We start from the raw sequence: 26,289 nt of genomic DNA on the forward strand, positions 1-26,289 counted from the left end.
GCGTCGACGCCGTTTGGCACGAAATGTCGCCGAAAAGGCCGACTAACGGAGCAACGCCCGCTTGTCGGGCTTACCGCCGGGACCGACCGGGACGGCGTCGATGAACCGGATCTCGGCTGGGGTGGCGCCCGTGCCGAGTTCGTCCGCGACCGCCGTCCGCAGCCGGTCCGGGTCCGGGGTGCGGCCAGCGACCGCGACGACGAACGCGTGCACGGCTTCACCGGTCCGCTCGTCCGGCACGGCCAGCACGTACGCCTGGTCGACGTCGGGGTCGGCGGCGAGCACGCGTTCGATCGGACCGGCGTGGTGCAGGATCGCGTTGACGATCACCACGTCCCGGGCCCGCCCGGTCAGGTACAGGTAGCCGTGCTCGTCGAAGTGGCCGATGTCGCGGCTGCGCACCCACCCGTCCTGCCGGACGTCGGCGGACTCCTCCGGGTCGTCGCGGTAGCCGACGAACGTCATGCTGGTCCGCGACCAGATCTCCCCCGACTCACCGGCCGGCAGCGCCCGTCCCGCCTCGTCGCGGACCTCCAGCTCGACACCGCTCCACACCTTGCCGACCGAGGCGAGCGCTTCCGGCCGGTCGCGGACGTCTTGGGCGGTCAGCAGGGTGAGCATGCCCGTTTCGGTCTGCCCGTAGCCCGAGTGCGCGACGTCGCCAAGTACGTCGACCGCTTCTGCCATGCGGTGCGGCGCGAGCGCGGAACCGGCCACCAGCACCGCCTTCAGCGCGCTCAGGTCGACTTGCCGTTCCTTCAGCACGTCGAGCACGTGGTGCAGGCGCGGGACGGTGAGCAGCGTGGCCGTGATCCGTAAGTCCGCCAGGACGTCGGGGAACTGGGGCGTCCCTTCGGGGATCACGGCCGTGCCGCCGGACGCGAGGCAGTACCCGAGGTGTTCCTGGACGACCAGGCTTGCCAGCGTGCCGAAGATGACGAGCCGGCCGTAGCGCGTGGCGAGCGCGCGCGCCCGGTCGTCCCAGCCGGCCGGGTGCCAGGACCACCACCGCGCCAAACCGGCGTACGAGTGCTGGACCCCCTTCGGTGTCCCGGTGCTGCCGCTGGTGTGCACGACCCAGGCGATGTCGTCCGGCCGTGCCCGCACGACAAGATCGGCCTTGCCGCCGACGAAGTCCTTCACGTGCAGCACGCGCGGCACGAGGGACAGCAGGGCGGCCGGCGCGGTGTCGTCGACCACCAGCACGTCAACGCCGCTCGCCACGTGCGTCACCTGCTTGGCGCTCTGCTGCGGCGCGATCCCGACGACACGGCAGCCCAGCGACCACCCCGCGACGTACCCGGCGAACGCTTCCGGCGTGACCCCCGTGGCCAGCGCGAGGCCGTCACCCGGCCCGAGTCCGGCGGACCTCATCCGGTCGACCGCGGCGGCGATCATCTCCAGCAGCTCACCGCGGCTGACCACGCGCGTGCCGTGCTCGAACGCCGGGGTGTCCGGCGCGGACGCCAGCAGGTCGAAAATCGCGTGCGGGAACAGTTCCGCCATGTCGTGTCCGTTCGTCGGGCCGCCACGTCTCCGGTGCTTTACGCCGACAACGGTCGGATCGTTCGAAATTCCACCCGACCCGGAAACACGGTCACCGCGCGACCGGCGGCCCGTCGACCGGAACCACCGCGCCGCGGACCTCCGACAGCAACGCGCGCATGGCGTGCTCGGCCGCCTCGGGACGGCGGGACGCGACCGCCCTGGCGACCTCCTCGTGCAAGTCCAGCGCGGTGGGCACGGGCTTCTCCGGCATCAGCCCGAGGGACGTCCGCCCGCGCAGGACCACGGCCACCACGTCCTTGAGGGCGGCGAACATCTCGTTCCCGCCCGATTCCAGGAGCAGCGTGTGGAACTCGATGTCGAGTTCGAGGAACGACTCCAGCCGGCCCGCCTCACCCTCGCGGCGCATCCGGGCGGCGAGGTCGAGCAGGCGGTCGCGTTCCTTCGCCGACGCGTTCCACGCCGCCCGCGCCGCCGCCACCGGTTCGACCGCGATCCGCAGCTCGGTGAGCGAGCGCAGCTGGGTGTCGCGGTTCGGGCCGGCCAGCTGCCACCAGATGAGCCGCGGGTCGTAGACCTGCCACGCCGACCTCGGCCGCACGGTGATGCCGACCCTGCGCCGGGACGTCACCAGGCCCATCGACTCCAGCACCCGCATCGTCTCGCGGGCCACCGTTCGCGAGACCCCGAACTGCTCCTGGATGCCGTCCAGGGTCAGGACCTGGCCTTCTTCGAGGTCCCCACTGGTGATCCGCGACCCGATGGTGTCGAGCACGGAGGCGTGCAGGGCATCGCCCGGCCCGCCTGCTTGACGTTGTACCGGCACCGCCGAAGCGTAGCCCGCGCGGCCTTCCTCAGCCCGTTGAAAGGTGATACCTTTCGCCGCCAAAGGTACTACTTTTGCCGATCTTCGTCGCCGGAGCCGAGGGGTAACCCATGACCACGAGCGCCAAACCCCCCGTGCCGACCTCCGTGGTCGTGATGGGGGTGTCCGGGTCGGGCAAGAGCACGGTGGCCCGGCTGTTGGCGGACCGGCTCGGCTGGCCGATGGCCGAGGCAGACGAGTTCCACCCCGCCGCGAACATCGCCAAGATGTCCGCCGGCACCCCGCTCACCGACGACGACCGCGCGCCCTGGTTGGCCGCGATCCGCGACTGGATCACCGGACGGGCGGCGGCGGGCGACAGCACGGTCGTGACGTGCTCGGCGTTGAAGCGGTCGTACCGGGACGTGCTCCGCGAAGCCGACGCGCGGGTCCGCTTCCTCTTCCTGGACGGCGGGGGCGACGTGATCGGCGGGCGGATGGCGCTGCGGTCCGGCCACTTCATGCCGCCGTCGCTGCTCCAGTCCCAGTTCGACGTCCTCCAGCCGCTCCAGTCCGATGAGGACGGCGCGACCGTGGACGTGCACGAGACCCCGGAACTGATCGTCGAGGACGCCGTCACCCGGCTCGACCTCGTGGCCGCGACCCCGGCCGACCACTGACCCCACAAGGGAAATCCCGGAGCAACGGAGCTGCCGATGAACACCATTGAAAACTGGGTCCCGACACTCGGCGCGGGCGCGCTGCTGGGCATCGCGGCGGGCGCGATCGCCCTCCTGCTGGTCCTGATCATGTACCTGCGGGTGCACGCGTTCCTGGCGCTGGTCGTGGTCAGCCTGCTCACCGCGTTCGCCGCGGGCATCCCGGCGGCCGCGGTGATCCCCACCCTGACCGGCGGGTTCGGCACCACGCTCGGCGGTGTCGCGCTGCTGGTCGGTCTCGGCGCGATCCTCGGCCGACTGGTCGAGGTGACGGGTGGCGCCCAGTCGCTGACCGACGCGTTGATCTCCCGGTTCGGCGAGCACCGGGCGCCGCTGGCGCTCGGCGTCAGCTCGCTGGTCTTCGGCTTCCCCATCTTCTTCGACGCGGGCCTCGTGGTGATGCTGCCGATCGTGTTCGCGGTGGCGCGACGACTCGGCGGCGGCGTGCTGCGCTACGGCCTGCCCGCTGCGGGCGCGTTCTCCGTGATGCACGTGTTCGTCCCGCCGCACCCCGGCCCGGTCGCCGCGACCGAACTGCTGGGCGCCGACGTCGGCCTGGTCATCGCGTTCGGCCTGCTGCTGGCGATCCCCACCTGGTACGTGACCAGCTACCTGTACGGGCTGTGGGTGGGCGAGCGGCTGGTGCTGCCGGTGCCGACCATCCTCAGTGGCGGCCCGCAGGCCGAGCACGACGAGAACCCGCCGCGTCCGGCGACCGTCGTCGCGCTCCTGCTGCTCCCGCTTGTCATGATCTTCACGAACACCGGTCTGGACGCCGCACGCGCCGCGGGCCTGGTCGACGGTGACGCCTCCTGGTACGCGGTGGCGCGTGCGCTCGGTTCGACGCCGGTCGCCCTGCTGGTGACCGTGCTCGTGGCCTCGTTCGTCCTCGGCATCCGACGCGGCAAGGGCAAGGACACCGTCGAGAAGCTGGTCGACTCGGCGCTCGGTCCGGTGTGCGCGGTCATCCTCATCACCGGCGCGGGCGGCATGTTCGGCGCCGTGCTCCGGGCCGGCGGTATCGGTGACGCCCTGTCCGACGGGTTGAGCGACCTCGGTATGCCCGTGTTCGTGGCCGGCTTCGTGATCGCCGCCGCGTTGCGCGTCGCCCAAGGCTCGGCCACGGTCGCGCTCACGACGGCGGCGGGCCTGGTGCAGCCGGTCGTGCTGGCCGGTGGGTTCAGCGCGCTCGAACTGGTCGCGATCGTGCTCGCACTGGCGGCCGGTTCGGTGATCGCCAGCCACGTCAACGACTCCGGCTTCTGGCTGGTCGGCCGACTGATGGGGATGGACGTCCGAACGACGCTGAAGACGTGGACCGTCATGGAGACCACGATCAGCCTGGTCGGCTTCGGGCTCGCCGGGATCCTGTTCCTGGCCGGCTGACCCGCTTTCGCGCCCGACGTCCGTCAGGCGACGGGCGTCGGGACGCGATCCTTTCGGCGCGCCCGCACGTAATGCGCGACGACCGCGAGCGTGGCGGCCAGGAACACGATCTGGAGCAGGGTGCGCGGCAGGAGCTGGTCGTCCAGCGACGGTGAGATTCCCTGCTGTGCCGCGTAGACGTTGGCCGGGAACATGCCGACGAGCATCGCGCTCAGTCCCGCCGCAGCCCACGGCGCGGTCCGCCACCACAGCAGGCCCACCACACCCGCGAACTCCAGCACGCCGGTCACGGTGACGAGCAGCCCCGGCTCCGGCAGCACGGGCGGGACCATCGCGATCAACTCCTCCCGCATGCCGATGAAGTGCGCGCCGGCGGTGAGGGTGAACATCGCGGCCAGGCCGCCCCGCAGGGCGATCACCCAGTGCCTGCGGAACAGCAGCAGAGCCGCTGAAACGACGATCAGAACGACGAACGGAGCCATCGGGAGCCTCCCCAGGAACGAAACTTGTCACCGACAAGATGCACCTGCGACCCCCATCTTGTCAACGACTAGATAGGCTGACCCCATGAGCCCCTACCACCACGGCGACCTCCGACGGGCCGTGCTGGCCGCCGCCGTCACCGCGATCACCGAGAACGGACCCGCCGCGATCAGCCTGCGCGACCTGGCCCGCCGGGTCGGTGTCTCGCACGCCGGTCCGGTGCACCACTTCAAGGACAAGGCCGGCCTGCTCACCGCCGTGGCCGCCGAGGGTTTCGAACTGCTCGCCGACGCGCTCGTCGAGACCCGCGACAACGGCGGTGACTTCGTCGAGATCGGCGTCTCGTACGTGCGCTTCGCCATCGAGCACCGGGCGCACTTCGAGGTGATGTTCCGCCCGGACCTCTACCACGAGGACGACGAGTCGGTGGCAACCGCGCAGGAGCGTGCGCGGGCCGTGCTGGTAAGCGGGGCAGGCGAGGTGCCCGGTGACCGCGACCCCGAGATCGCGAAGCTGGCCGCGTGGTCCCTGGTGCACGGCTTCGCCACGCTGTGGATCACCGGCGCGCTCTCCGATCCCGGCGACGACCCGGAAAGCACCGCGCGGGCCGTCGCCGGAATGCTCTTCGCGAAGTAGGTCAGCCGGTCGCGGGGCCGGTCCAGCCGGTGGGGACGTGGCCGACGCGCACCCGCTGCGGGTGGTCGCCGACCGGCACCGAGACGATCTTGCGACCGGTGGCGAAGTCGATCGCGGTGACCTGGTCCGCGCCGCTCTCCGAGATCACGCAACTGCGCCCGTCACCGCTGACCGTCGCCCAGTAGGGCTTGGCGGCGGGCACGAGCGGGCCTTCACGCAAGGTCGCCCGGTCCACGACCACGGCGTAGTCGTCCATCGTCCCGGCGACGCACAGCTTGTCGCCGGCCGGGCTCATCGCCATGCCGTGGTGGCGAGAGTCGTTGACCCAGGTGGTGCGGTCCTCGCTGGTGGCCGGGTTCTTCGGCAGTTCCTTGTGGCGGGTGATGCGGTCGGCGGCCACGTCGTACTCCAGGAAGCCGTGGTGGAACGACACCTGGAAGTACAGCTTGGACTCGTCGGGGGTGAACGCCACCGGCCGCAGGGCGTCGGACAGGTCGGGCCGGCCGAACGCGTCCAGGCGCTGCCTCATGTCGATCACCTTCAGCTGCCGGAACGTGCCGGCGTCGACGACGGTGATGCGGCGGTCGCCCTTGGTGAAGTCGAACACCGGGTCATCCAGCGCGGTGTTCACCTCGCCGATGGACATGTTCCACAGGTGCCGGCCGCCGTCGGTGAACACGTTCTCGTGCGGCTTGTCACCGGTGGCGAACGAGCCGAGTTGGCGGCCGGTCGCGATGTCGAGCACATGCACCGTGTTGGACGTCGAGGCGGACACCGCGATCCGGCGGCCGTCCGGTGAGACGGCCATGTGGTCGGAGCGGAAGCCGGAGACCGGGAACCGCCACCTGATGCGGCCGGTGGCCAGGTCGATCGAGACCACGTCGGCGAAGCTGGGGCGGGACGCGACGACGGCGGTGCCGTCCGGCGTGGTGAACATGTCGTCCACGAACTGGTCGTGGCCCTCGCCGGGACCGGACCGGATGCCGAGGAAGTAGGCCAGTTTGACCGGGTTGAGGTAGATCTCCCACAGCCGCTCCTCCCGGTCCGGGATGACGTTCACCCGGCCGATGCGGGCGAAGTCGCCGCTGGCGGCGATCACGTCGGCGGTGCCGTCCCAGTTGTTGCCGACGAACATGACCTGGCGGAGGGCGGCGTTTGAGGGCTGGGCGACGGCAGGTGCGGCGGTTGCGTGTGCGGCGGTTGCCGGTTCGGCGATGGCAGGCGCGGCTGTTGCCTGTGCGGCGGTTGCCTGTGCGGCGATGGCGGGTGTGGTGGCGGCCAGGGCGGCGGCTGCGATCACGCCGAGCAGACGTGTGCGGCCACCGTGCTTCCGCCCTTTCGACATGGATTCCTTGCTCACGAGAACTCCCCACGCCGGAGTTACCAGTCAGTAGCCAGGCATACCAGTCGTCGCACGTCTGCGGTAGGGCCGCTCTGCGGGTCAGCGGTGTCCGGTTGAGATCACCATCACTGGACTGGGCGAATTCTTGTCGACGGGTAATGCCGGTGCCATGCTCCAGCCATGAGACTCGGGGGCGGTTTCGCGGTCGACCATGGGCCGGCCGGATCGACAGGACTGCCGTTCACCGAGGCGGCCGGCGCGTGAACCCGCTGCTGATGCCGATCGTCGCCGCCCAGGGGATCTGGGCCCGGAAGTCGATCAAGATCCTGCCGCCGGCCGCCGGTCCGACCACGGGGTCGGCGGGTGACACCGCCGGAGGTACGGCCGTGCGCCTGGCGGTCCTGGGTGAGTCGACGGCGGCGGGCTGCGGGGTCGACGCGCACGACGACGGGTTCCCCGGCAGCCTGGCCCGCACGATCGCGGAACGCACCGATCGGCCCGTCACGTGGGAAGCGATCGGTCAAGACGGCGCGACGGCACGGCGGATCCGCTACAAGCTCCTCCCCCGGCTCGGCGAAGACCTCACCGTCGCGGTGCTCCTCGCGGGCGTGAACGACGTGCTCGGCCGACGCAGCCCGGCGCAGTGGACGGAAGACCTCGGCGCGGTCGTGGACGAGCTCGGCAAGCGGGCCGAACACGTTGTGGTGGCGGGGATTCCGCCGTTCATGGCGTTCCCGTCACTGCCGGGCACGCTGCGCCGCTACCTCTCCCAACGCGCGGAAGCCCTCGACGCGGCGTCCCGGCGGGTGTGCGCGGAGCGGCCGGGCGCGTTGTGGATCGGTTCGGCCGACATCATGCCGGTCGGCCCGGACTTCTTCTCCGAGGACCGCTTCCACCCGTCGGCGTACGGCTACCTCCGCTGGGCACAGGGCATCGCCGACCACCTCCCGCTCACCGCCGCTGCCTGACGTGGACACCGACCTCCCGTACGTGGACGAGCACAGCGTGCTCGTCCCGGCCCCGCCGATGGCCGTGTGGCACAGCCTCGCCTCCGTGATGACGCGCTCTCGGGCCGACGGCAACGAGGCACTGGGACTGCTGCTGGCCACGGAACCGCGCCGGGCCACCGGGACGCCGTTCGAGGTGGGCTCGACCATCGCCGGGTTCGCGGTGACGGCGGCCGTGCCCGGACAGCTCCTGGAACTCAGCGGACGGCACCGGTTCTCGCGGTACCGGCTGGTGATGACCCTGGCGGAGCAGGCGGGCGGAACGCTGCTCAGCGCACGCACCTACGCGCTGTTCCCCGGACCGCACGGTTTCCTGTACCGGCAGCTGGTCATCCGGACCGGCGGGCACCGCCTCGTCATGGCGGGCCTGCTCCGCTCGGTGCGCCACCACGCCGCGAAGAACCGCTCTGTGGCTTGACCTGGAGCGTCGTGGCTTGACCTGGAGCGTCGTGGCTTGACCTGGAGCGCGCTCCAGGATCTAGCGTCCCGGCCGTAGGTCACGGGGCAGTTGGAGAACGGAGCACGGCGTGCGTCTTGGTGTGCACATCAGCAGGTTCAACCAGGGTGCGGCCCGACTCGGTCCCGATCTGGCCGCCGCCTGCGTCGCAGCCGAGGCGGCCGGGGTTTCGTGGCTGTCGGCCATGGACCACTACTTCCAGATGGAGGGCAACGGCAGCCCCGATGACGCGATGCCGGAGTGCTACACGACCCTCGGCTTCCTCGCCGCGCACACCTCCACGATCCAGTTGGGCGCGCTCGTCACCGGTGTCACCTACCGCCACCCCGGGCTGCTGGCGAAGATCGTGACCACGCTCGACGTGCTGTCCGGTGGCCGGGCGACCCTCGGCATCGGGGCCGCCTGGTACGAGCGTGAGCACCGTGGCCTGGGCGTGCCGTTCCCGCCGTTGGCCGAGCGCTTCGAACGCCTGGAGGAGACGCTCCGGATCTGCCATCAGATGTGGGACGCGGACGACAACGGGCCGTTCGACGGCAAGCACTACCGCCTGGCCGAGACGCTGTGCTCACCCGCGCCGCTGAGCACGCCGCACCCGGAGATCATGATCGGCGGCAACGGCGAGCTGAAGACGCTCCGGCTGGCCGCCCGCTACGCCGACGCCTGCAACTTCCTCGTGCCGAGCCCCGCGGAGGTCGCGCACAAGCTCGACGTGCTGCGCCGCCACTGCGACGACGTCGGCCGCGACTACGCGGACATCCGCAAGACCACGGTGTACCTCGGGAGCACACCGAAGGACGGCGATGTCGACGCGTTCGCCAAGGAACTGGCCGACTACTCGGGGCTGGGCCTCGACACCGTCGTCGTGATGGCGCCGGACGGCGACCTGGCCGAGTGGATCGAACGCGTCGTCGCCCCGACCACCGAACGGGTGGCGGAGGTCGACTGAAGGACTACTTGGAGATGCGCTCCGACGTGCCGACCGGTGGACTGGTCCGACTTCCGGTGACCACGACGAGGAGGGACCGCGGTGGACGAGCGCATTCGCGCCAAGTGGGACGAGTTCGCGCCGACGTACGACCGGTCCATCGGCGTGTTCGAACGGCTCCAGTTCGGCGGCGGGCGGGAGTGGGTCTGTTCACGGGCCGAGGGCGACGTGCTGGAGGTAGCCATCGGGACCGGCCTCAACCTGCGGCACTACCCGCCCGGCGTCCGGCTGACCGGCCTGGACTTCAGCCCCGCCATGCTCGACCGGGCCCGCGCCCGTGCCGCCGAACTCGGCTTGGACGTCACGTTGAGGGAGGGTGACGCCCAAGCCCTCCCGTTCGCCGACGCGTCGTTCGACACGGTCGTCTGCACGCTCGGGCTGTGCGGTGTCCCCGACGAACGCGGCGCGCTGGCCGAGATGCACCGGGTGCTGCGCCCGGGAGGAACGCTGCTCCTCCTGGACCACATCGGCAGCCACCACGGCGTGATCAACTTCGGCCAGCGCCTGCTGGACCGGATCACCGTGCCGATGATCGGCGACCACCAGACCCGCCGCCCCCTGCCGCTGGTAGTGGAAGCGGGTTTCACGGTCGTGCGCAGCGAACGGCTCAAGCTCGGCACGGTAGAACGCGTCGCCGCCGTCAAACCGTCCGTGTGAGACGGGGGCTGCCTCAGATGTCGCGGAACGTGGTGATCTCCGCGCCGAGCTGGTTGAGCCGGTCGGCGAGCTGTTCGTAGCCGCGGTTGATGACGTAGACGTTGCGCAGCACCGAGGTCCCCTTCGCGGCGAGCATCGCGAGCAGCACCACCACCGCCGGCCGCAGCGCGGGCGGACAGATGACCTCCGCGCCAGACCAGTGGGTCGGACCCTCGACGTAGACGCGGTGCGGGTCGAGCAGGGTGACCTTGCCGCCCAGCTTGGTGAGCTCGGTCAGGTACAGCGCGCGGTTCTCGTACACCCAGTCGTGGATCAGGGTCGAACCGTGCGCCGTCGCGGCGATGAGGGCGAAGAACGGCAGGTTGTCGATGTTCAGGCCGGGGAACGGCATCGGGTGGATCTTGTCGATGGGCGCGCGCAGCGTCGACGGCCGCACGACGACGTCCACGAGCCTGGTCCGGCCGTTGGCCGCCGGGTACTCGGCGGACCGGTCGTAGTCCAGGCCCATCTCCTCCAGCAGGGCCAGCTCGATCTCCATGAACTCGATCGGCACCCGCCGGACGGTGATCTCCGAGGACGTCACGATCGCGGCCGCGATCAGGCTCATGGCCTCGATCGGGTCCTCGGACGGCGCGTAGTCGAGGTCGCGGTCGAGCCGCTCGACACCGTGCACGGTGAGCGTGGTGGTGCCGATGCCGTCGATGCGCACACCGAGGTCCGTGAGGAAGAAGCACAGGTCCTGCACCATGTAGTTCGGGCTGGCGTTGCGGATCACGGTGACGCCGTCGTGGCGGGCGGCGGCCATCAGCGCGTTCTCGGTCACCGTGTCGCCGCGTTCGGTCAGCACGATGGGACGTCGCGGCCCGGCCTCGCGGTCCACCACGACCTGGTAGCGACCGGCCGCGGCTTTGACCACCAGGCCGAACGGCCGCAGAGCCACCATGTGCGGCTCCACCGTGCGCGTGCCGAGAGCGCAGCCGCCCGCGTAGGGCAGCTCGAAGGTGTCCTGGTGGTGCAGGAGCGGTCCCAGCATCATGATGATGCTGCGCGTGCGCCGGGCCGCCTCGACGTCGATTCCGTCCAGGTTCAGCTTCTTCGGCGGCACGACCTCCAGGTCGTTGTCGTCGTTGAGCCACCGGGTCCGCACCCCGATGCTGTTCAGCACTTCCAGGATGCGGTTGACCTCCTCGATGCGGGCGACCTTGCGCAGCGTCGTCCGGCCCGAGTTGAGCAGCGCGGCGCACAGCAGCGCCACCCCGGCGTTCTTGCTGGTCTTGACGCTGATGGAGCCGGACAACGTGCGGCCGCCGGTGACGCGCAGGTGCAGCGGCGCCGCCTGGCCGAGCGTCACGATGCCGGAGTCGAGCGCCTCGCTGATCCGCGAGAGCATCTCCATGCTCAGGTTCTGGTTGCCGCGTTCGATCCGGTTGATCGCGCTCTGACTGGTCGACACGGCGGCCGCCAGCTGCGCCTGCGTCCAACCCCGGTGCCGCCGCGAGTCGCGGATGAGGTTGCCGATCTGGGTCAGGTACGGCTTGGCGCTGTCGAGATCACTAGTCACCTGGCGAACGTTATCTCATATCTGAGATAACCGAGTCGGCGAGGTGGCGGCGGAACCACGTGACCAGGCCGGCGTCCACCTCGCGGGCCAGTGGCAGCTGTGGCGCGGGCTCGATGCCGGGTTCGTCGGCGAGCGGGTGCGCCAGGCCGGGGATGGACAGCAGTTCGGAGCGCTCACCCAGGGCGTCGGCAAGGCTGAGCGCGTCGGCACGCAGCCCCGGGTGATCGAGTTCGCCGCTGACGACCAGCAGCGGCGCGCGGCCGGCGATGGCGTCCGCCTTGGCCAGGAAGTCCAAGCTGTCGACGGCTTTCTCCGACTCGGCGTCATACGGGTAGTCGCCGGGGAACAGGTCCACTACGGACCGCATCCGGATCGCGGCGTTGACGACAGCACCGGCGAAGACCGGAACGTCGCTCTCGGCGAGAACGCGCAGCGCGACGGCCCCGCCCAGCGATCCGCCGAGCACGCCGATCGGGCCGTCGTCGACCGGCAGTTGCGCACGGATCGACTCCAGCGCGGCCGGGAACTCCTCGAAAGCCTGTCGGACGAATGGGTACAGATAGGACATCAGCGGGTCCTTGCGCATCAACTCCACGACGGCGTCCGTGCTGCCGTCGACCATGCGCGCCCCGCACATCGGCATCCCCAGGTGCACCCGCCACGCGGGCAGGTCGTTCATCGGCAACGCGGCGGCGAACGCGGCGTCCGACCTCGGCGCGTCGAGCATGTGCCAGGTGACGATGAGCGGCGCGGGGACGTTGTCTGTAGAGGGAACGGGCGGCAGTGCGGTGAACGGCACGCCGGCGGCGGTGCCCGTGATCGGTGACTCCATGCGGCCACGGTAGGACGACGGCCGCGTGCGCGGAATCGGTTACGCCACCGGCGGAATCGACGCGGCGAGCCAACAGCGGGGGCGGACGGGTGCTGCCCTCACGAGGGTCCTCAGGCCTCTTTAAAACGCACGTAGTACCCCCTGTGCGTGAACATCGCGGCGAACTGCGGGTTGTCGGAATAGCCGCTGCTGCAACACGCGTAGTGGACCTGCGTGTGCCCGTCGGCCGCCGCCCGTTCCACAAGCACGCGCAGCGGCGTCGGTGCGTCGACCGTGATCGGTGAACCCTGGATCGACAGGCCGTCCGGCGGCCGGACCGTGTAGTCGACCACTTCCTGCCCGGCGGTGAAGGTCCACGGGTACCCGGCGGGCATGGGTTCGACCTTGGCCGAGTCCGTCTGCTTCAACTCCAACTCGTCCGCGCGCGGTACCTGCCCGGTTTCGATCCGGTTCGCCACGGCGTTGTCCAGGTAAGCGCCGTTGGGCGCGTACATCCTCACCGTCATGTTCTGCGGCACCGTGAACGTCCCGCGCTTCGTGCGCCGCTCGGTGGCCAGGTGACCTTCACTGAACCTGCCGTGCCCGCTGACCACCGCGCCGTACTCGTCCTGCTGTTGCGCGGGCATGTCGAGGTCCATCCCCTCGGGAGCCTCCATGGAGGACAAAGAGGACAACGACGACATCGAGCTTTGCCTGCTCGCGCGCTGCACGGGCGTGAACATCTCCGCTACCGCCCGGTTGCCGATCTGCCGTTGCAGGTCGAGCACTTCCTGGTGTGGATGCCGGTGCGGTGCGGGGGCGTCCTGCCTGGCGGCTTCGTCCTCCGCCTTGTTCCGGTGGCGTCCGGACTTGTGCACGACCGTTCCCCTTCCTCCTGGCGACACCGTCCATCGTGGTCGGTGCGCCAGGGCTTGGGAGGGGCCGTGAGGGCAACACAGCGGCAGGGCTATTGCCTGAACGGGATCAGAGGCGGTCGAGGGGGATGCGCGCTCGTGCGTCGGGCAGCCCGGCGAGCGGCCACGTGACGAGCAGGTCCAGCACGTCGTCCGCGGGCCGTTCGATGATGAAGTCCTGGGTTGCGGAGACCGTTCCTTCGCCGCCCGAGAACGAGCCGGACTGCGCTCGGAGCCAGTGCGCCCGGCCGTCCCGGATCACCGCGATGGAGCCGCCCGGACCGTCCGTGCGGATTCGGGCCGCTTCACCGAGCGCCCGCGACGAACGTCGGGACGGTCCGAAAGCGCTGCCCGCGATCGTCCGCGCCACATCACCCTCGGCGATGCTCGACAGGCCCGCGGAGAGCAGGTCCGGGCCGACGGCGACCAGGCGCGTGAGCACGACGGCCGCGCGACCGCCCCGGTGCAGGACGCGCGGGAGTGCGGCGGTGGTACCGGCCTCGATGGCCGCACCGCGCGGCCAGGAGGCCACCTGGTGCTCGAACGGCTCGGCGGTCGGCACGGCGGCGACCGGGGCGTCCCAGATCGACGTCGTCGCCCGCTCGACGGCGGCACGGTCGGGCAGCGGCACGGTGACCACCGACTCGGGGAAGCCGATCTCGGGCCAGGCGAGCACCAACGTGACCTCGTCGAACGCCGGCGGCAGCCGGAAGACCGAACGGTGGGTCGGCCCCGACTCGCCCCCGGCGTGGTCACCGCTGTTGGTCGCCAGGGAATCCGGGTAGCGCCAGTGCGCCAGGCCCGACTCGTCCAGCAGGCCGAGGCGCAGGTCGATGCCCTCGTCGACGGCCGGCAACAGCGTGCGAGGCGCGATCGCACCGGCCTTACGGGTGTCCCGCCGCCGTTCGTTGGCGTTGCGCCGGTCCAGCGGCCGTCGGGCCAGCAACTCGATCTCCAGCCCGGACACCCTGGACACCGCCCTGACCACGCCGACCGACAACTCCGGTCGGCGCACCAGGAACCCACCAGGATGCGCCACGGCACCCAGAACCTGCTCGCTGTCCCCCGCCATCGAACCAGCATGCTCCCCGACTCCACCGCCGGGCAAACGGGTCAGCCCCTGTCAGCGAGCCCTTGCAGGTCGAGCAGGAGGTCACGGACGTCGGTGGCGGCGATCCGGCCGGTGCGTTCGACCGCGTCCGGCACTTGAGGGCTGGAGCACAGCAGGACCGGGCCGTCTTCGGCGCGGTCGGGCAGCCTGCCGTGCGTGCCTCGTACGCAGGTCGGGTCGAGTGGCACGACGTTCATCGCGTAGCGGAGGCCGAGCTTCTTGCGGGCCAGGTTGAGGCCGGCTTTGGCCTTGGCGAGCGGGTCGTCCGGGTTGAAGAACAGCTCGGCCGGGTCGTAGCCGGGTTTGCGGTGGATCTCCACGCCGCGGGCGAAGTCGGGGGCACGGTCGTCGTCGGTCCAGTAGTAGTAGGTGAACCACGCGTCCGGCTCGGCCACCGCGATCAGCTCTCCGGACCGCTCGTGGTCGAGCCCGACGCCTGCCTGCTCCGAACGGCCCAGCACGACGTCCACGCCTGGCAGTTCGGCGAGGACGGCCCTGGTGCGGGGCACGTCGGCGGGGTCGGTGACGTAGACGTGGGCGATCTGGTGGTCGGCGACCGCGAACGCGCGGGAGGTCCACGGGTCCAGCAGCTCCATCCCGGCCTGTGTGTAGACCTCCAGCAGCCCGGCCCGGCGCAGCGCCCGGTTGATGTCCACCGGCCTGCGGGCGTCTGTGATGCCGTACTCCGACAGCGCCACGACGGTCGCGCCGGCCGCCTGCGCGTCGGCCAGCAGCGGGGCCAGGGCGGCGTCCACCTCGGTCGCCGCCTTGACCGCCTCCGGTGCGGACGGGCCGAAGCGCTGGAGGTCGTAGTCGAGGTGTGGGACGTAGACCAGCAGCAGGTCAGGGCGGTGCGACGCGAGAACGCGGCGGGCCGCGGCGACGATCCACTCGCTCGACTTCAGCGCCGCCGTCGGCCCCCAGTACTGGAACAGCGGGAACGCGCCCAGCTCGGCCACCAGCTCGTCGTGCAGCCCGGGTGGCCGGACATAGGCGTCGGGCGACTTGCGGCCGTCCGCGTGGTAGATCGGGCGCGGGGTCACGGTGACGTCGGTCGACGCGCCCATCGCGTACCACCAACAGACGTTCGCGGCGGTGTAGCCAGGGTGAGCGCGGCGCGCCGTCTCCCACACCTTCTCCCCCGTCACCAGCCGGTTGTGCTGGCGCCACAGGAACACCTCGCCCAGCTCACGGAAGTACCAGCCGTTGCCGACGATGCCGTGCTCGGCCGGGGTGAGGCCGGTGAGCAGTGTGGACTGCACGCTGCACGTCACGGCGGGCAGCACCGTGCCCAACTCGGCCTGCCAACCCCGTTCGCCCAAGGCGCGCAGGTTGGGCATGTGCGGCAGTAGCGCCGGCGTCATGCCGACGACGTCGATGACCACGAGCGGTTTCACGGTGCGCCTCCGATGTGGTCGATGGCCCAGCGCAGCTCGGCGGCGATACCGGCCGCCAGATCCGTGCTCAGGCCGGGCAGGACGGTCCACGTGTAGGTCTCGACCTCGACGTGCGGCATGACGTCCGAGGCAGCCCGGACCGCTTCGGCCGCCGCGAGCAGCACGTCGGTCGTGGAGGTGAGCGGGGCGGCGGGCTCGGCGTGCAGCGGCACGTGGAAGTGCACCCGCCACGGATGCGACGCGGGCAGGTCGGTCAGCGCTTCGGGCAGGTCGTCGGCCGCGAGCACCCCGGTCGGCGTGTTCTCCCGGACCTGGTGCAGGTAACGCGGCTCGACGAACGCAGCGATGGCCCGCTTGCCCTCGTCCGTTCCCGGTTCGGCGACCTCCAGGGCCGCTGACGCCTGCACCTTGACCACCGACAGCCCGGTCCGGTGGATCTCCTTGACCGCCTCGACCGGGTCGGCGAAGGACACGGCCAGGTGGCACGTGTCCAGGCAGATCCCGATGTGGTCGTGGTCCACCCGGCCGGCCAGCCAGCCCACCGCGTCGGCGACCGTGTCGAGCACGCACCCCGGCTCCGGTTCGACGGCCAGCTTGATCGGCCTGCCGTTGCGATCGGCCTCGGCCCGCAGGTAACGCGCCAGCACGTCGAACGCGGCCTGGGCGCGCACGTCGTCGGTCTTGGTCCACGGCTCGCGCCAGGCCAGCGGCAACGTCGAGATGCTGCCGTAGGACGCGGAGTCGGGCAGCAGGTCGGCCAGCACGGTCGCGCACGCCATCGTGTACGACAGGCGGCGTGGATCGGTCCACCTCGGCAGGTAGACCGAGTGCTTCACGACGTCCTGGTGGAACCCGCCGTACGGGAACGCGTTCAGCGTGCTCACCGTGAGCCCTCTGGCCCGCAGTTCCGCCGCCAGCCCGCGCCGGGCCGTAACGTCCTCGGCGAGGCCGCGCGCGACCGGTTCGGCCAGCCAGAGCCCGAGGGCGAGCGTGTCGACGCCCAGCTCCTCCCGCACCGGGACGGCGTAGCGGTCGAGCTGGGCGATGATGCCGGGGAGGTCCTCGGCCGGGTGGACGTTCGTGCAGTAGGCGATGGACGTCACGGGCGTTCACCCCGCAGCACGGAGTTCCCGGCGAACGTGTCCCCCGCCGGGGTGTCGTCCAGCATCAGCCGCCCGCTCTGGCCGTAGAACTCCACCGGGTTGTCCCACAACACCTTGTCCACATCGGACTCGGCGAATCCGGCGGCGAGCATGGCCAGGCCGGTCTTGTGGGTCTTGAGCGGGTCGGACCGGCCCCAGTCGGCGGCGGAGTTCACCAGGACTCGTTCGGTGCCGTACTCGCGCAGGATCGCCACCATGCGGTCCTCGTCCATCTTGGTGTCGGGGTAGATGGAGAAGCCCATCCAGCAGCCGGAATCGGCGACGGCACGCACGGTCGTCTCGTTCAGGTGATCCACGGCCACCCGTTCAGGTGCCAGGCCGGATTCGCGGACGAGGTCGAGCGTGCGCGCGGTGCCGGCGGCCTTGTCCCGGTGCGGTGTGTGCACCAACGCGGGCAGACCGTGCCGCACCGCCAGCTCCAACTGCCGGGCGAACGCCTCGTCCTCCTCCGGGGTCATCGAGTCGTAACCGATCTCGCCGACCGCGACCACGCCGTCCTTGGCCAGGTAGCGCGGCAGCACGTCCAGGACTTCGACGCAGCGCGGGTCGTTCGCCTCTTTGGGGTTGAGCGCGATCGTGCAGTGGTGCGCGATGCCGAACTGCGCCGCGCGGAACCTCTCCCAGCCGATCAGGGCGTCGAAGTAGTCGGTGAACGACCCGACGTTCGTGCGCGGCTGCCCCAGCCAGAACGCCGGCTCGACCAACGCCCGCACACCGGCGGCGTACATCGCCTCGTAGTCGTCGGTGGTGCGGGAGGTCATGTGGATGTGCGGGTCGAAGATGCGCATCAGGGTTCGCTCCTCAGCAGGTCGAGCGCGTCATCCGGTACGGCACGGCCGGCGGCACGGCGTTCGTCGGCGAACGCGGCGACCATGCGCACCAGTTCCTCGTCCACGCGCTGGTCGAGGCCGGCAACGGCGGTCAGCGGAATGCCCAGGAACAGGCACTTCAGCACGCCGTGCCGCCACGAGTGCAGGTCGAGGTGTTCGGCGGCGAACGGCCCGAGCGCCGCCGCGACGAGCCTGGTGTCGTTGCTGCGCAACGCGTCCTTGACCAGTTCGACGCCCACTGTCGGCACCCGGTCACCGATAGACGCGAGCGCGCGCAGGACGCCGCGTCGTTCGGCGTCGTCGCCGTGGTGGTAGAGCGACGTCAGCTCGGTGGCCAACTCCGCCGGTCCGACCGCCGACGCAAGGGCCACCAGCAGCTTGGTCCGGGCCACGTCGTCCACGGTCCCGTGGACCACGCCGAGCGGGTCGGACTCGCCTCGGACCGGCGTTCGCCCCACTTCGCGGCCGACGGCGGGAAAGAGCACGCCGATCGACGCGGGATCAGCCAACACCGCGCGCTCCGCTTCCGCGAGCCACGACTCGGCCGACACCGGCAACACCACACCCAGCTCCGCCGACACCCCACCTGGCTCCGGCAACGCCGCACCCAGCTCGGGCGACACTGCGCCCGACTCGGCCAGCCCCGCACCTGACCCGGGCAAGGCCGCACGCAGCGCACTCATGGCCCGACGTGCCACATCGGGCGCGGCGTGGCTGTGGCGGGGGAGTTCTACGGCGGCTAGGCCGGTGTAGTCGATCTCGGCCAGTGCGGCGAGCGTGGCCGGTAGGTCCAGATCGCCGTCACCGAACTCCAAATGCTCGTGCACGCCGGGCAACATGTCGTCCAGTTGCACGTTGAGCAGCAAGTCGCCCGCCCGGCGGATGCAGTCGGCCGCGTCCTCCGGTTCCACCGCCACGCAATGCCCCACGTCCAGCGTGATCCCGAGCAGGTCAGGCGACCCGAGCTCCTCCCTCAGCCGAAGCGCCTGGTCCAAGCGTTCCACGAGCATCCCCGGCTCCGGTTCCAGCGCCAGCGGAACGCCGTGCTGGACCGCACCGTCCAGCGCCGCCGTCACACCAGCCCGCATCCGCTGCCACGCCTCCTCGTCATCCACGCCGGCGGGCACGATGCCGGACCAGAACGACACGCAGTCGGCGCCGAGGTCGGCCGCGACCCGCAGCGCCCGGATCAGGAAGTCGACCCGGACCTCCTGCGCCTCGCTGACCAGCGTCGGGTGGTGCTTGCGGCGGGGGTCGAGCAAGTAGCGCGCCCCCGTCTCCACCACGACACCCAGACCGAGGCCGTCGAGCCGGGCGGCGACCTGGTCGACCCGCCGCGCGAGGTCAGGGGCGAACGGGTCGAGGTGGAAGTGGTCGAGTGTGAGCGCCACGCCGGTGTAACCGAGGTCGGCGATCATCGCCAAAGCGTCGTCCAGCCGGTGGTTCGCGAAGCCGTTCGTGCCGTACCCCAGACGGAACGTCATGTCGGCCCCACCTTCCTGCTCAAAGCACGGGCCAGGGGCAGCACAAGCGCCAACCCGGCAGCGACGGCCGGTGACCCGCTGCGCGCGACGAGCGCGCTTTGCAGCGGCAGCATGCCGTGGATCCCCGCCTTCGTCGCCGATCGGACGGTGCCCGCTCCGGGATCGCGCACAGCGGCCAACTGGGCACGGCCGACCGTTGCCGCGTATCCCGCCGCACCCGCCAGCACGCCCAACCGGTTCCGCCAAGTCCGGACCGGGCGGGCGATCGTGGCCACCGCCGCCACGGCCGTCCCGCCCAGCACCGCCTTCACCGTGTTGGGTGAAGTGCCGTGCACCTCACCGCGAGACAACACCGTCACCCCGAACGTATGCCCGGCCATGACCACCGCGGCGGGCAGCGCGGTACCCGCCCGTGAACGACCCGCACCCATCAGGACGTCCAGCGCACGGCACGCCGCCATGGCGAGAGGCCCGACCTTGGTGTCCTTGAGAACGGTGTCGTAGGACCACACCGCCACGGCGAGCGGCGCGGCGACGGCCAGCGAGTCACGGCCACCGGCCAACGCGGCCAGCCCGAGCCCGGTCGCACTGAGCGCCACAGCGGTGGCCAGCGCGGCACGAGGGCTGATCCGCCCGGACGGGATCGGCCGTTCCGGGCGCTCGACGGCGTCCAGCTCACGGTCCGCCCAGTCGTTGAGCGCCATCCCCGACCAGTACAACGCGACCGACGACAACGGCAGCAATAAACGCCTACCGCGCAACGATGTGCCCGCCGCAGCAGCCCCGACGAGTGTGTCGCCGAGCACCGTCAACGCGGCCGGTGCCCGGACGAGTTCCGCGTACGCCTTCACCCCAACTCCCCCGCCCACCGGTACAGCTCACGAGTCTGCTCCGCGAACCGGTGCTCGTCACTGCCCAACGGGTCCTTGAAGAAGAACGCCAACGCCCCCAACGCCCCCACCTCACCGGCCGCGTGCGCCGCGGCGACCAACCGCGCCAGGTCCAACACCAACGGCGCGGCCAACGACGAGTCCAGCCCGGTCCAGGTGAGCTGCAACGACATCCGCGCACCGAGGAACCCCTCGAACGACACGTGGTCCCACGCCGTCTTCTGCTCACCCAGATCCGGCACGTTGTCGATGTGCAGCGGCGCGGTGACGTCGTCCCCGAGCAACGCCGCCAGACCACGCGCCTTCGACACGATCTTGCTGTCCGCGTGCGCCGGGTCCTCCAACGTCGCCCCGTCACCACCACCGAGCAGATTCGTCCCCGCCCACGACCGCACCCGCAACGCCCGCGCGGTGAACATCGGCGCGAGCACCGTCCGCAACAACGTCTCACCCGTCTTGCCGTCACGCCCCGCGTACGGCAACCGCTCCCGACGGGCCAACTGATCAAGCGCGGCCAACGCGATACCGGTCGACGGCGTGAAGTCCACGAACGGACAACCGGCCAGCAGCGCCGCGTACGCCGCCACGGAACTGGGCGGCAACACCGCACGCGCCGGATCGGCCAGCGCCTCCTCCAACAACGCCAGGTCGTCGTGCTCCGGCGTGGCCGGGACCGGCGGCTCCGTCGAGGACACGTTCACCACCACGACCCGCGCCAACCCGTGCCGCTCCCGGAAGTCCGCGATGTCCGCACCGAGCCGCCGAGCAGCGTCCGCCTGGCTGCCCCGGTGCGTCACCGGGTGATAGCCCTCCCGGATCTCCTCATCCGCCGCCCGCAACCCCGCCGCGATAGGCCCGAGCAGCCGGTGCGGCACCACACCGCTGTCGGCCAACTGCTCCGCCCGTTTGACCAACGCCGTGTCGACCACATCGTGCCCGCCGACGACCAGGTCATCCCAGCCGGGCAACGGCGCCCCGGCCAGATCCGGTCGTTCGGTCACGCACCCGGTCGGCGGCGCCAAGCCCGCCCGCAACGCCAGCAGCCCGCTGATCGCCGTCGTCGCGACCGACCCTCGTGCGCCGATCAACCACAGCCCGGTGGGTTCGTCCGCCATTGGCCACCCTCCTTCGCCTGCTCCACTCGAAGTCCGTCCAGGTCACCGGGTTCGGTTCAGATCACCGAGGTCTCGCCGAGCCGGCGCCGGGACGCGAAAACGTCCCGGCGCCGGTCGGGTGGGCACGGACCGGCACCCGCGCCCACGCATGGTGGGTGGTGGCCGCCGCGTCCAGCGGACAACGGCGGCCACCACGGTCGATCCGGTCCGATCAGCCCGCCTGCCCGCGCACGGCGGCGATCACCACCTCCGCGTCGGCCACGAGCAGGTCACGCACGGGCTTGTCGGTCACCTTGCGGGCGACCGCGTCGCGGAAGCCCTCCAGCTTCTTGACCGCCTCGGCCCGCTTGCCCTGGAACAGCAGCCGGCGGGCGTCGTCCAGGTCGCGGTCCAGTCCTCGTGCGACGGAGGACGGGATGCGCCCTTCCGCCGAGAACCGGTCGACCAGGGCCTGCAAGTCGGGCAGCGAGGTGGTGACGGTGAACGACACCACCAGCTCCCGCTTGTTGCCCGCCTTGTCGGTCGCGGTCAGCGCCAGGGTGTGCGCGCCGAGCGCGAGCGTGTGCATCGAGAGCGTCGCGCCGGACGTCACCGGCGCCCCGTCGAGCGTGGCGGTGACCGAGCCGACCCCGGACGCGGCGTCCTCGCCCTGCCAGGAGACCACCTTGTCCTCGGAGTGGCCGTAGCTCACGCCGTCGTACAGCCCGGTGAGCTTCACGGTCGGCGCGGTCGCGTCGACCTTGACCTGCACCGAACCGGGTTCGGACACGTTGCCCCGAACGTCGGTCGCCCGGTACTCCACCGCGTGGACGCCGTCACCCGACACCGGGAACGGTGCGGTGTAAGGCTTCCAGTCGCCGCCGTCGACCCGGTACTCGGTGCTCGCCACGCCGGAACCTGCGTCCACCGCGTTGACCGTCACGGTCGGCGCCGTGGTCCACCAGCCGTCCGTGCCGGTGGGCTCCGCCGGGTTCACGGTCGCCGTGACCTCCGGCGCGGCGTTGTCCACGGACACCCGGAACCAGTCGAAGTCGACCGTCACCGGGCCCATGGTCTGCGACGGGCCGATCGCCATCAGGCCGATCTTCGCGTTCGGCACGTCGTTCGTCACCGGCGCGCCCATCGACCTCCACGTGGTGCCGCCGTCGCTGATCTCGCCGCTGTAGGTGTTGCCCACCTTCTTCAGCCGGAGGTGCCACCACCCGCTCTCCGGTGTGCCGATGGTGATGCCCCGGTTGCCTCCGTCGCCGAACGAGCCGTTGTTCTCGGAGACGAGCTCCGCGCCCAACGTCACGGCCTGGCCCGGCGCGTTGCGGGCGACGACGTCGAACTTCACGTAGTCGTCGTCGTTGGCGTACACCATGAAGCCGGCGAGCTGCCACTGCTCGACCAGCGGCGCGGCCATCCTCGTCTCCACCGCCCAGTCACCCGCGGGTGCGTTCTGGAGGACGAAGTTGCGCGGGTTGTCGTTGCCGCCGCCGTTGATGTCGCCGGGCAGGGTGTCGATGCTCAGCACACCGTCGCCCATCCGCATCGAAGGCAGGTCCGGCCGCACGACGGCGTTCCAGCGGCAGCCGTCGAGCCGGTCACCGTCGAACTCGTCGCTCGGCGCGATGGCCGGGTTCGGGGTGTCGCAGGTGATGGGCGGCATCGGCGGGTCACGCACGAGCACCGGCGTGGACACCTTCTTGGTCCGCCCGGCCGCGTCGGTGACCGTCACGGACGCGTAGTACGTGCCGTCCGCCGCGTAGGTGTGGTCCACCGTGGGGCCGGACGCCGAAGTGCCGTCACCGAGGTCCCACGAGTAGGTGAACGGCGCGTCGTTCTCCGCGTCGGTCGCCGTCGCCGTGAGCTTGGTGGTGAACGGCGCGGTGCCGGTCGCCGGGTCCGCCGTGACGACGACGTGCGGCGCGGCGTTGACCGACACGCCCTTGCCGATGAACGTGAACGAGTCGAGCGTGAACTGGTTGGCCGGGCCGAGGAACACCGCGACCAGCTTCATCGTGCCGCCGGGGTTGGTGACCGCCACTTCGGGCGCGGTCACGTACCGGTCGACGCCGCCGGTCTCGGGCACCTGGATGGTGGCGACCAGGTCACCGGTCGGCGAGCCCTTGCGCAATTCGATCGAGCCGCCCGCGCTCGCGGACGCCACCCGTGCGGTGACGCGGTCGATCTGGTGCAGGTTCACCGGGTCGAAGGCGATCCAGTCGCCGTCGCCGATGTCCCCGACCCGCTTGCCCGATTCGGCGGCGGGGTCGTTGCCGACCAGGATGCCCGAGGACTCCTGGTGGAACTCGGCCTGCTTGTGCTTGGGCTGGATCACCGCGAGGTCGCGGCCGACCAGTGGCGGCAGGTCACCGGCGCCGCCGTCGGTGTAGGACGCGTCCACGGAGTAGAAGATGTCCGCGTCGGCGTGGCCTTCGTCCACCAGCGTGGCGAACTCGCCCTCGCACGCGTTGATCGGGTCGATCGGGTGCGCGTGCGCCTCGTGACCGAGGGCGGGCTGGACGACCGCCTTGGCGCAGTCCGGTTGGCCATCCTCCGGATCGGTGATGTCGAGGTCGAACGCGACCTTGTCACCGAAGTCGAAGAACCCGCCGTCGACCGGGGACGTCATGGTCACCGACGGCGCGGTGTTGCCGACCGTCACCTGGACGTTGGTCACACCGCTCTTGCCCGACGGATCGGTCACGGTGAGCTGCGCGTTGTAGACGCCGTTGGCGTTGTAGGTGTGGGTGGGCTCGGCCTCGGTGGACGTGCCGCCGTCGCCGAACGTCCACGCGTAGGTCAGCGCGGCGCCTTCGGGATCGTTCGACCCCGTGCCGGAGAACTTGACCGGCAGCGGCGCCTGACCCGACGACGGGGTGGCCGTCGCCTTCGCGGTCGGCCGCCGGTTGCCCTGCGTGTAGTCGATCCGGTAGATGCCCGAGTCCGGGTTGTCCCGGCCGTACCCACCGCCCCACTCCACGACGTACATGGCGCCGTCAGGACCGAACTTCATGTCCATCGGGGCCAGCGGCGCGGCGCTCTTGAACCACTCGTTGATCTTGAGCAGGCCACCCTGGTCGTCCTGCGAGAACGTCCAGAACTTGTTGCGCGTCCAGTCGTAGTAGAACGGCTTCCCGTCGTAGTACTCGGGGAACTTGACGTCCGACACCAGGTTCGGGTCGAACTCGTAGCGCGGCCCGGCCATCGGGGCCTCGCCACCCGTGCCCATCTCGGGGAAGTCGTCGCCCTCGGCCCCGTTGCCGTACCACACGTCGGCGGCCTTGGCCGGCGGCAGCGTGGTCAGACCGGTGTTGTTCGGCGAGTCGTTCACCGTGTTGCCGCAGTCGAACTTCGCCTTCGACGTGTTCGTGGCGAAGTCGAAGTCGTTGAACGGGGTGTTGTTGCCCACGCAGTACGGCCAGCCGTAGTTGCCGGGCTCCTTGATGACGTTCCACTCGACGATGCCGCCGGGGCCGCGCGACGGGTTGTCCCCGCCCGCGTCCGGGCCGTAGTCGGCCATGTAGACCGTGCCGTCGGAGGCGACGTTGAAGCGGAACGGGTTGCGGAAGCCCATGGCGTAGATCTCGGGCCTGGTCTTCTCCGTGCCCGGCGCGAACATGTTGCCCGCCGGGACGGTGTAGGTGCCGTCCGCCTCCGGGTGCACGCGCAGGATCTTGCCTCGCAGGTCGTTCGTGTTCGCCGACGTCTTCTGCGCGTCGAACAGGTCACGGCCGGGGCGCTCGTCGATCGGGGCGTACCCGCTGGACTGGAACGGGTTGGTGTCGTCGCCGACGCCGATGTACAGGTTGCCGTTCGGCCCGAACTCCAGGTACCCGCCGGTGTGGCCGGGCTCCTCGCGGCGTGACGCCGGGATCTCCAGCAGGACCTTCTCGCTGTCCGGCTGGATCACGTTGCCCGTGGCGGTGAACCGCGAGACCCGGTTGATCTCGGCCAGGCCGGGCGGCGAGTAGTACACGTACAGGTGGTTGCTGGTGGCGAAATCGGGTGCCAGGGCCAACGACACCAGGCCGTCCTCGCCGCCGCTGTAGACGGGCAGGGACAACGCGGTGGAGGTGGCGCCGGTGGCCGGGTCGTGCACGCGGATCTCACCGAGCAGCTCGGTGTAGAACACCCGGCCGTCCGGCGCGATGTCCAGCGTCGTCGGCGCGTGGGTGCCGTCGTCCAGCGCCACCTTCTCGAAGTTGCTGTCGACCGTCGCGCCGCAGTCCGACGACACGACGCCGGCGGCGGTCCGGATGCCGCCCAGGACGTGCGCGACGAAGTTCGGCTCGGTGTAGTCGGCGACGTTGTGGCCCATGCCGGTCGCCCAGACCCGGCCGCCCTCGGCGTCACGGCACCACGAGATCGGGTGGTCGTGGCCCATGGCCTCGGAGCCCGGGTCGTAGGTCTTCTCGTCCACCTCGACCAGCGGGTGGACCTTGCCGCGCATGCTCGGCTTGAAGTTGTACCACTCCTCGACCTTCTGCCAGCGGTCCGGCAGGTGCCTGGTCGACTCGTGCACCTCGTCCACCTGGTACGAGGTGGCGGTGAGGCCGTTGGCGGAGTGCGCGGTCATGTGCGCGCCGCCGTTGACGAAGTCGTCCCACCACGGGAAGGACGACTCGATGTTCATGTCGGTCGCGTTGTGGATGGCGACGATGCCGCCGCCGTTGTTGACGTACTTCCGCACGGCGGCGCGCTGGGCGTCGGTGTCCCAGACCATGCCGCCGTTCTGGAGCATGATCACGACGTCGAACCCGGCCAGGTTCTCGTCGGTGAACTGGGCGGAGTCGTCGCTGTGCACGACCTCGAAGTGGTTGTCCACGGCGAGCTTCTCGACCATCGCGATGCCGGCCGGGATCGAGTCGTGCCGGTAGGCGCCGGCGGCGGTCTTGGTGAACAGCAGGGCCCGGAATTCGGCCGGCGCCTCGTGGCCGGGGTGGGCCGCGGCGGTCGCCGGGGCCAGGCCGACCACGACGAGCAAGGCCAGCACGAGCGTCAGGACAGTGCGCAAGCGGACTACAGGGGTTCTCACGATCCTC

The 26,289-nt window shown here is 70.7% G+C and carries 22 protein-coding genes; 7 read left to right on the forward strand and 15 right to left on the reverse strand.

Annotation, left to right across the window (positions count from 1 at the left end):
• Positions 1-42 precede the first annotated feature (42 nt).
• Entirely contained in the window at positions 43-1,506 is a 1,464-nt protein-coding gene (locus F4560_RS12680; RefSeq protein ID WP_184919737.1) for a class I adenylate-forming enzyme family protein, read from the reverse strand.
• 91 nt (positions 1,507-1,597) lie between these two features.
• The gene (locus F4560_RS12685; protein WP_184919739.1) at positions 1,598-2,332 is read right to left on the reverse strand and encodes a FadR/GntR family transcriptional regulator; all 735 of its coding nucleotides are present in this window, start codon (positions 2,330-2,332) and stop codon (positions 1,598-1,600) included.
• 110 nt (positions 2,333-2,442) lie between these two features.
• On the opposite strand from F4560_RS12685, the gene F4560_RS12690 reads away from it, so the two are divergent.
• Entirely contained in the window at positions 2,443-2,991 is a 549-nt protein-coding gene (locus tag F4560_RS12690) for a gluconokinase (protein WP_184919741.1), read from the forward strand.
• Between the two features lie 36 nt (positions 2,992-3,027).
• A complete protein-coding gene (locus tag F4560_RS12695) occupies positions 3,028-4,416 on the forward strand; it encodes a GntP family permease (RefSeq protein ID WP_184919743.1) in 1,389 nt (462 codons plus the stop codon).
• Positions 4,417-4,439: 23 nt separating this feature from the next.
• On the opposite strand, the gene F4560_RS12700 is transcribed toward F4560_RS12695, so the two are convergent.
• Positions 4,440-4,898 (reverse strand): DoxX family protein, encoded by a 459-nt coding sequence (locus F4560_RS12700; RefSeq protein WP_184919745.1) that lies wholly within the window; start codon positions 4,896-4,898, stop codon positions 4,440-4,442.
• 85 nt (positions 4,899-4,983) lie between these two features.
• Between F4560_RS12700 and F4560_RS12705 the strand changes: the two genes are divergently transcribed.
• Positions 4,984-5,535 carry a TetR/AcrR family transcriptional regulator gene (locus F4560_RS12705; RefSeq protein WP_184919747.1) on the forward strand — a complete coding sequence of 184 codons (552 nt, stop codon included), beginning with the start codon at positions 4,984-4,986 and terminating at the stop codon, positions 5,533-5,535.
• Position 5,536: 1 nt separating this feature from the next.
• Here the strand turns inward: F4560_RS12705 and F4560_RS12710 are convergent, their stop codons facing one another.
• On the reverse strand, positions 5,537-6,895 hold the full coding sequence (locus F4560_RS12710) for a YncE family protein (RefSeq protein ID WP_446692408.1): 1,359 nt from the start codon (positions 6,893-6,895) through the stop codon (positions 5,537-5,539).
• A 242-nt stretch (positions 6,896-7,137) separates the two neighbouring features.
• Here F4560_RS12710 and F4560_RS12715 point away from each other — a divergent pair, with 242 nt between their 5' ends.
• From F4560_RS12715 to F4560_RS12730, 4 genes are all read left to right on the forward strand, one after another.
• Positions 7,138-7,845 (forward strand): SGNH/GDSL hydrolase family protein, encoded by a 708-nt coding sequence (locus tag F4560_RS12715; RefSeq protein WP_184919749.1) that lies wholly within the window; start codon positions 7,138-7,140, stop codon positions 7,843-7,845.
• Between the two features lies 1 nt (position 7,846).
• On the forward strand, positions 7,847-8,302 hold the full coding sequence (locus F4560_RS12720) for a hypothetical protein (protein WP_221483469.1): 456 nt from the start codon (positions 7,847-7,849) through the stop codon (positions 8,300-8,302).
• A 109-nt stretch (positions 8,303-8,411) separates the two neighbouring features.
• Positions 8,412-9,287 (forward strand): LLM class F420-dependent oxidoreductase, encoded by an 876-nt coding sequence (locus F4560_RS12725; protein ID WP_184919750.1) that lies wholly within the window; start codon positions 8,412-8,414, stop codon positions 9,285-9,287.
• 81 nt (positions 9,288-9,368) lie between these two features.
• Positions 9,369-9,983 (forward strand): class I SAM-dependent methyltransferase, encoded by a 615-nt coding sequence (locus F4560_RS12730; RefSeq protein ID WP_184919752.1) that lies wholly within the window; start codon positions 9,369-9,371, stop codon positions 9,981-9,983.
• A gap of 13 nt (positions 9,984-9,996) precedes the next feature.
• On the opposite strand, the gene F4560_RS12735 is transcribed toward F4560_RS12730, so the two are convergent.
• The 11 genes from F4560_RS12735 to F4560_RS12785 form a co-directional block, all read right to left on the reverse strand.
• Complete coding sequence (locus tag F4560_RS12735; protein ID WP_184919754.1) at positions 9,997-11,544, reverse strand: helix-turn-helix domain-containing protein; 1,548 nt, start codon at positions 11,542-11,544, stop codon at positions 9,997-9,999.
• Positions 11,545-11,554: 10 nt separating this feature from the next.
• Positions 11,555-12,376, reverse strand: a complete 822-nt coding sequence (locus tag F4560_RS12740; RefSeq protein WP_184919756.1) for an alpha/beta hydrolase family protein — start codon at positions 12,374-12,376, stop codon at positions 11,555-11,557.
• A 110-nt stretch (positions 12,377-12,486) separates the two neighbouring features.
• Positions 12,487-13,233 (reverse strand): putative adhesin, encoded by a 747-nt coding sequence (locus F4560_RS12745; protein ID WP_184919758.1) that lies wholly within the window; start codon positions 13,231-13,233, stop codon positions 12,487-12,489.
• 106 nt (positions 13,234-13,339) lie between these two features.
• A complete protein-coding gene (locus F4560_RS12750) occupies positions 13,340-14,341 on the reverse strand; it encodes a hypothetical protein (RefSeq protein ID WP_184919760.1) in 1,002 nt (333 codons plus the stop codon).
• A 41-nt stretch (positions 14,342-14,382) separates the two neighbouring features.
• A complete protein-coding gene (locus F4560_RS12755) occupies positions 14,383-15,777 on the reverse strand; it encodes an alkaline phosphatase family protein (RefSeq protein ID WP_184919762.1) in 1,395 nt (464 codons plus the stop codon).
• Positions 15,774-16,880, reverse strand: a complete 1,107-nt coding sequence (eboE, locus tag F4560_RS12760) for a metabolite traffic protein EboE (protein WP_184919764.1) — start codon at positions 16,878-16,880, stop codon at positions 15,774-15,776. Before eboE ends, F4560_RS12755 begins: the two co-directional genes overlap by 4 nt.
• Positions 16,877-17,728, reverse strand: a complete 852-nt coding sequence (locus F4560_RS12765) for a TatD family hydrolase (protein ID WP_184919766.1) — start codon at positions 17,726-17,728, stop codon at positions 16,877-16,879. The genes eboE and F4560_RS12765 overlap by 4 nt, the downstream gene beginning before the upstream one ends.
• The gene (locus F4560_RS12770; RefSeq protein ID WP_184919768.1) at positions 17,728-19,254 is read right to left on the reverse strand and encodes an EboA domain-containing protein; all 1,527 of its coding nucleotides are present in this window, start codon (positions 19,252-19,254) and stop codon (positions 17,728-17,730) included. Before F4560_RS12770 ends, F4560_RS12765 begins: the two co-directional genes overlap by 1 nt.
• Positions 19,251-20,105: an SCO3242 family prenyltransferase gene (locus F4560_RS12775; protein ID WP_184919770.1), complete on the reverse strand. Its 855-nt coding sequence runs from the start codon at positions 20,103-20,105 to the stop codon at positions 19,251-19,253. Before F4560_RS12775 ends, F4560_RS12770 begins: the two co-directional genes overlap by 4 nt.
• Positions 20,102-21,259 carry an inositol-3-phosphate synthase gene (locus tag F4560_RS12780; protein WP_184919772.1) on the reverse strand — a complete coding sequence of 386 codons (1,158 nt, stop codon included), beginning with the start codon at positions 21,257-21,259 and terminating at the stop codon, positions 20,102-20,104. The genes F4560_RS12775 and F4560_RS12780 overlap by 4 nt, the downstream gene beginning before the upstream one ends.
• Before the next feature lie 211 nt (positions 21,260-21,470).
• Positions 21,471-26,261, reverse strand: a complete 4,791-nt coding sequence (locus F4560_RS12785) for a ThuA domain-containing protein (RefSeq protein WP_184919774.1) — start codon at positions 26,259-26,261, stop codon at positions 21,471-21,473.
• Positions 26,262-26,289 lie beyond the last annotated feature (28 nt).

This window comes from Saccharothrix ecbatanensis (assembly GCF_014205015.1).
In the GTDB taxonomy this organism is placed as follows: domain Bacteria; phylum Actinomycetota; class Actinomycetes; order Mycobacteriales; family Pseudonocardiaceae; genus Actinosynnema; species Actinosynnema ecbatanense.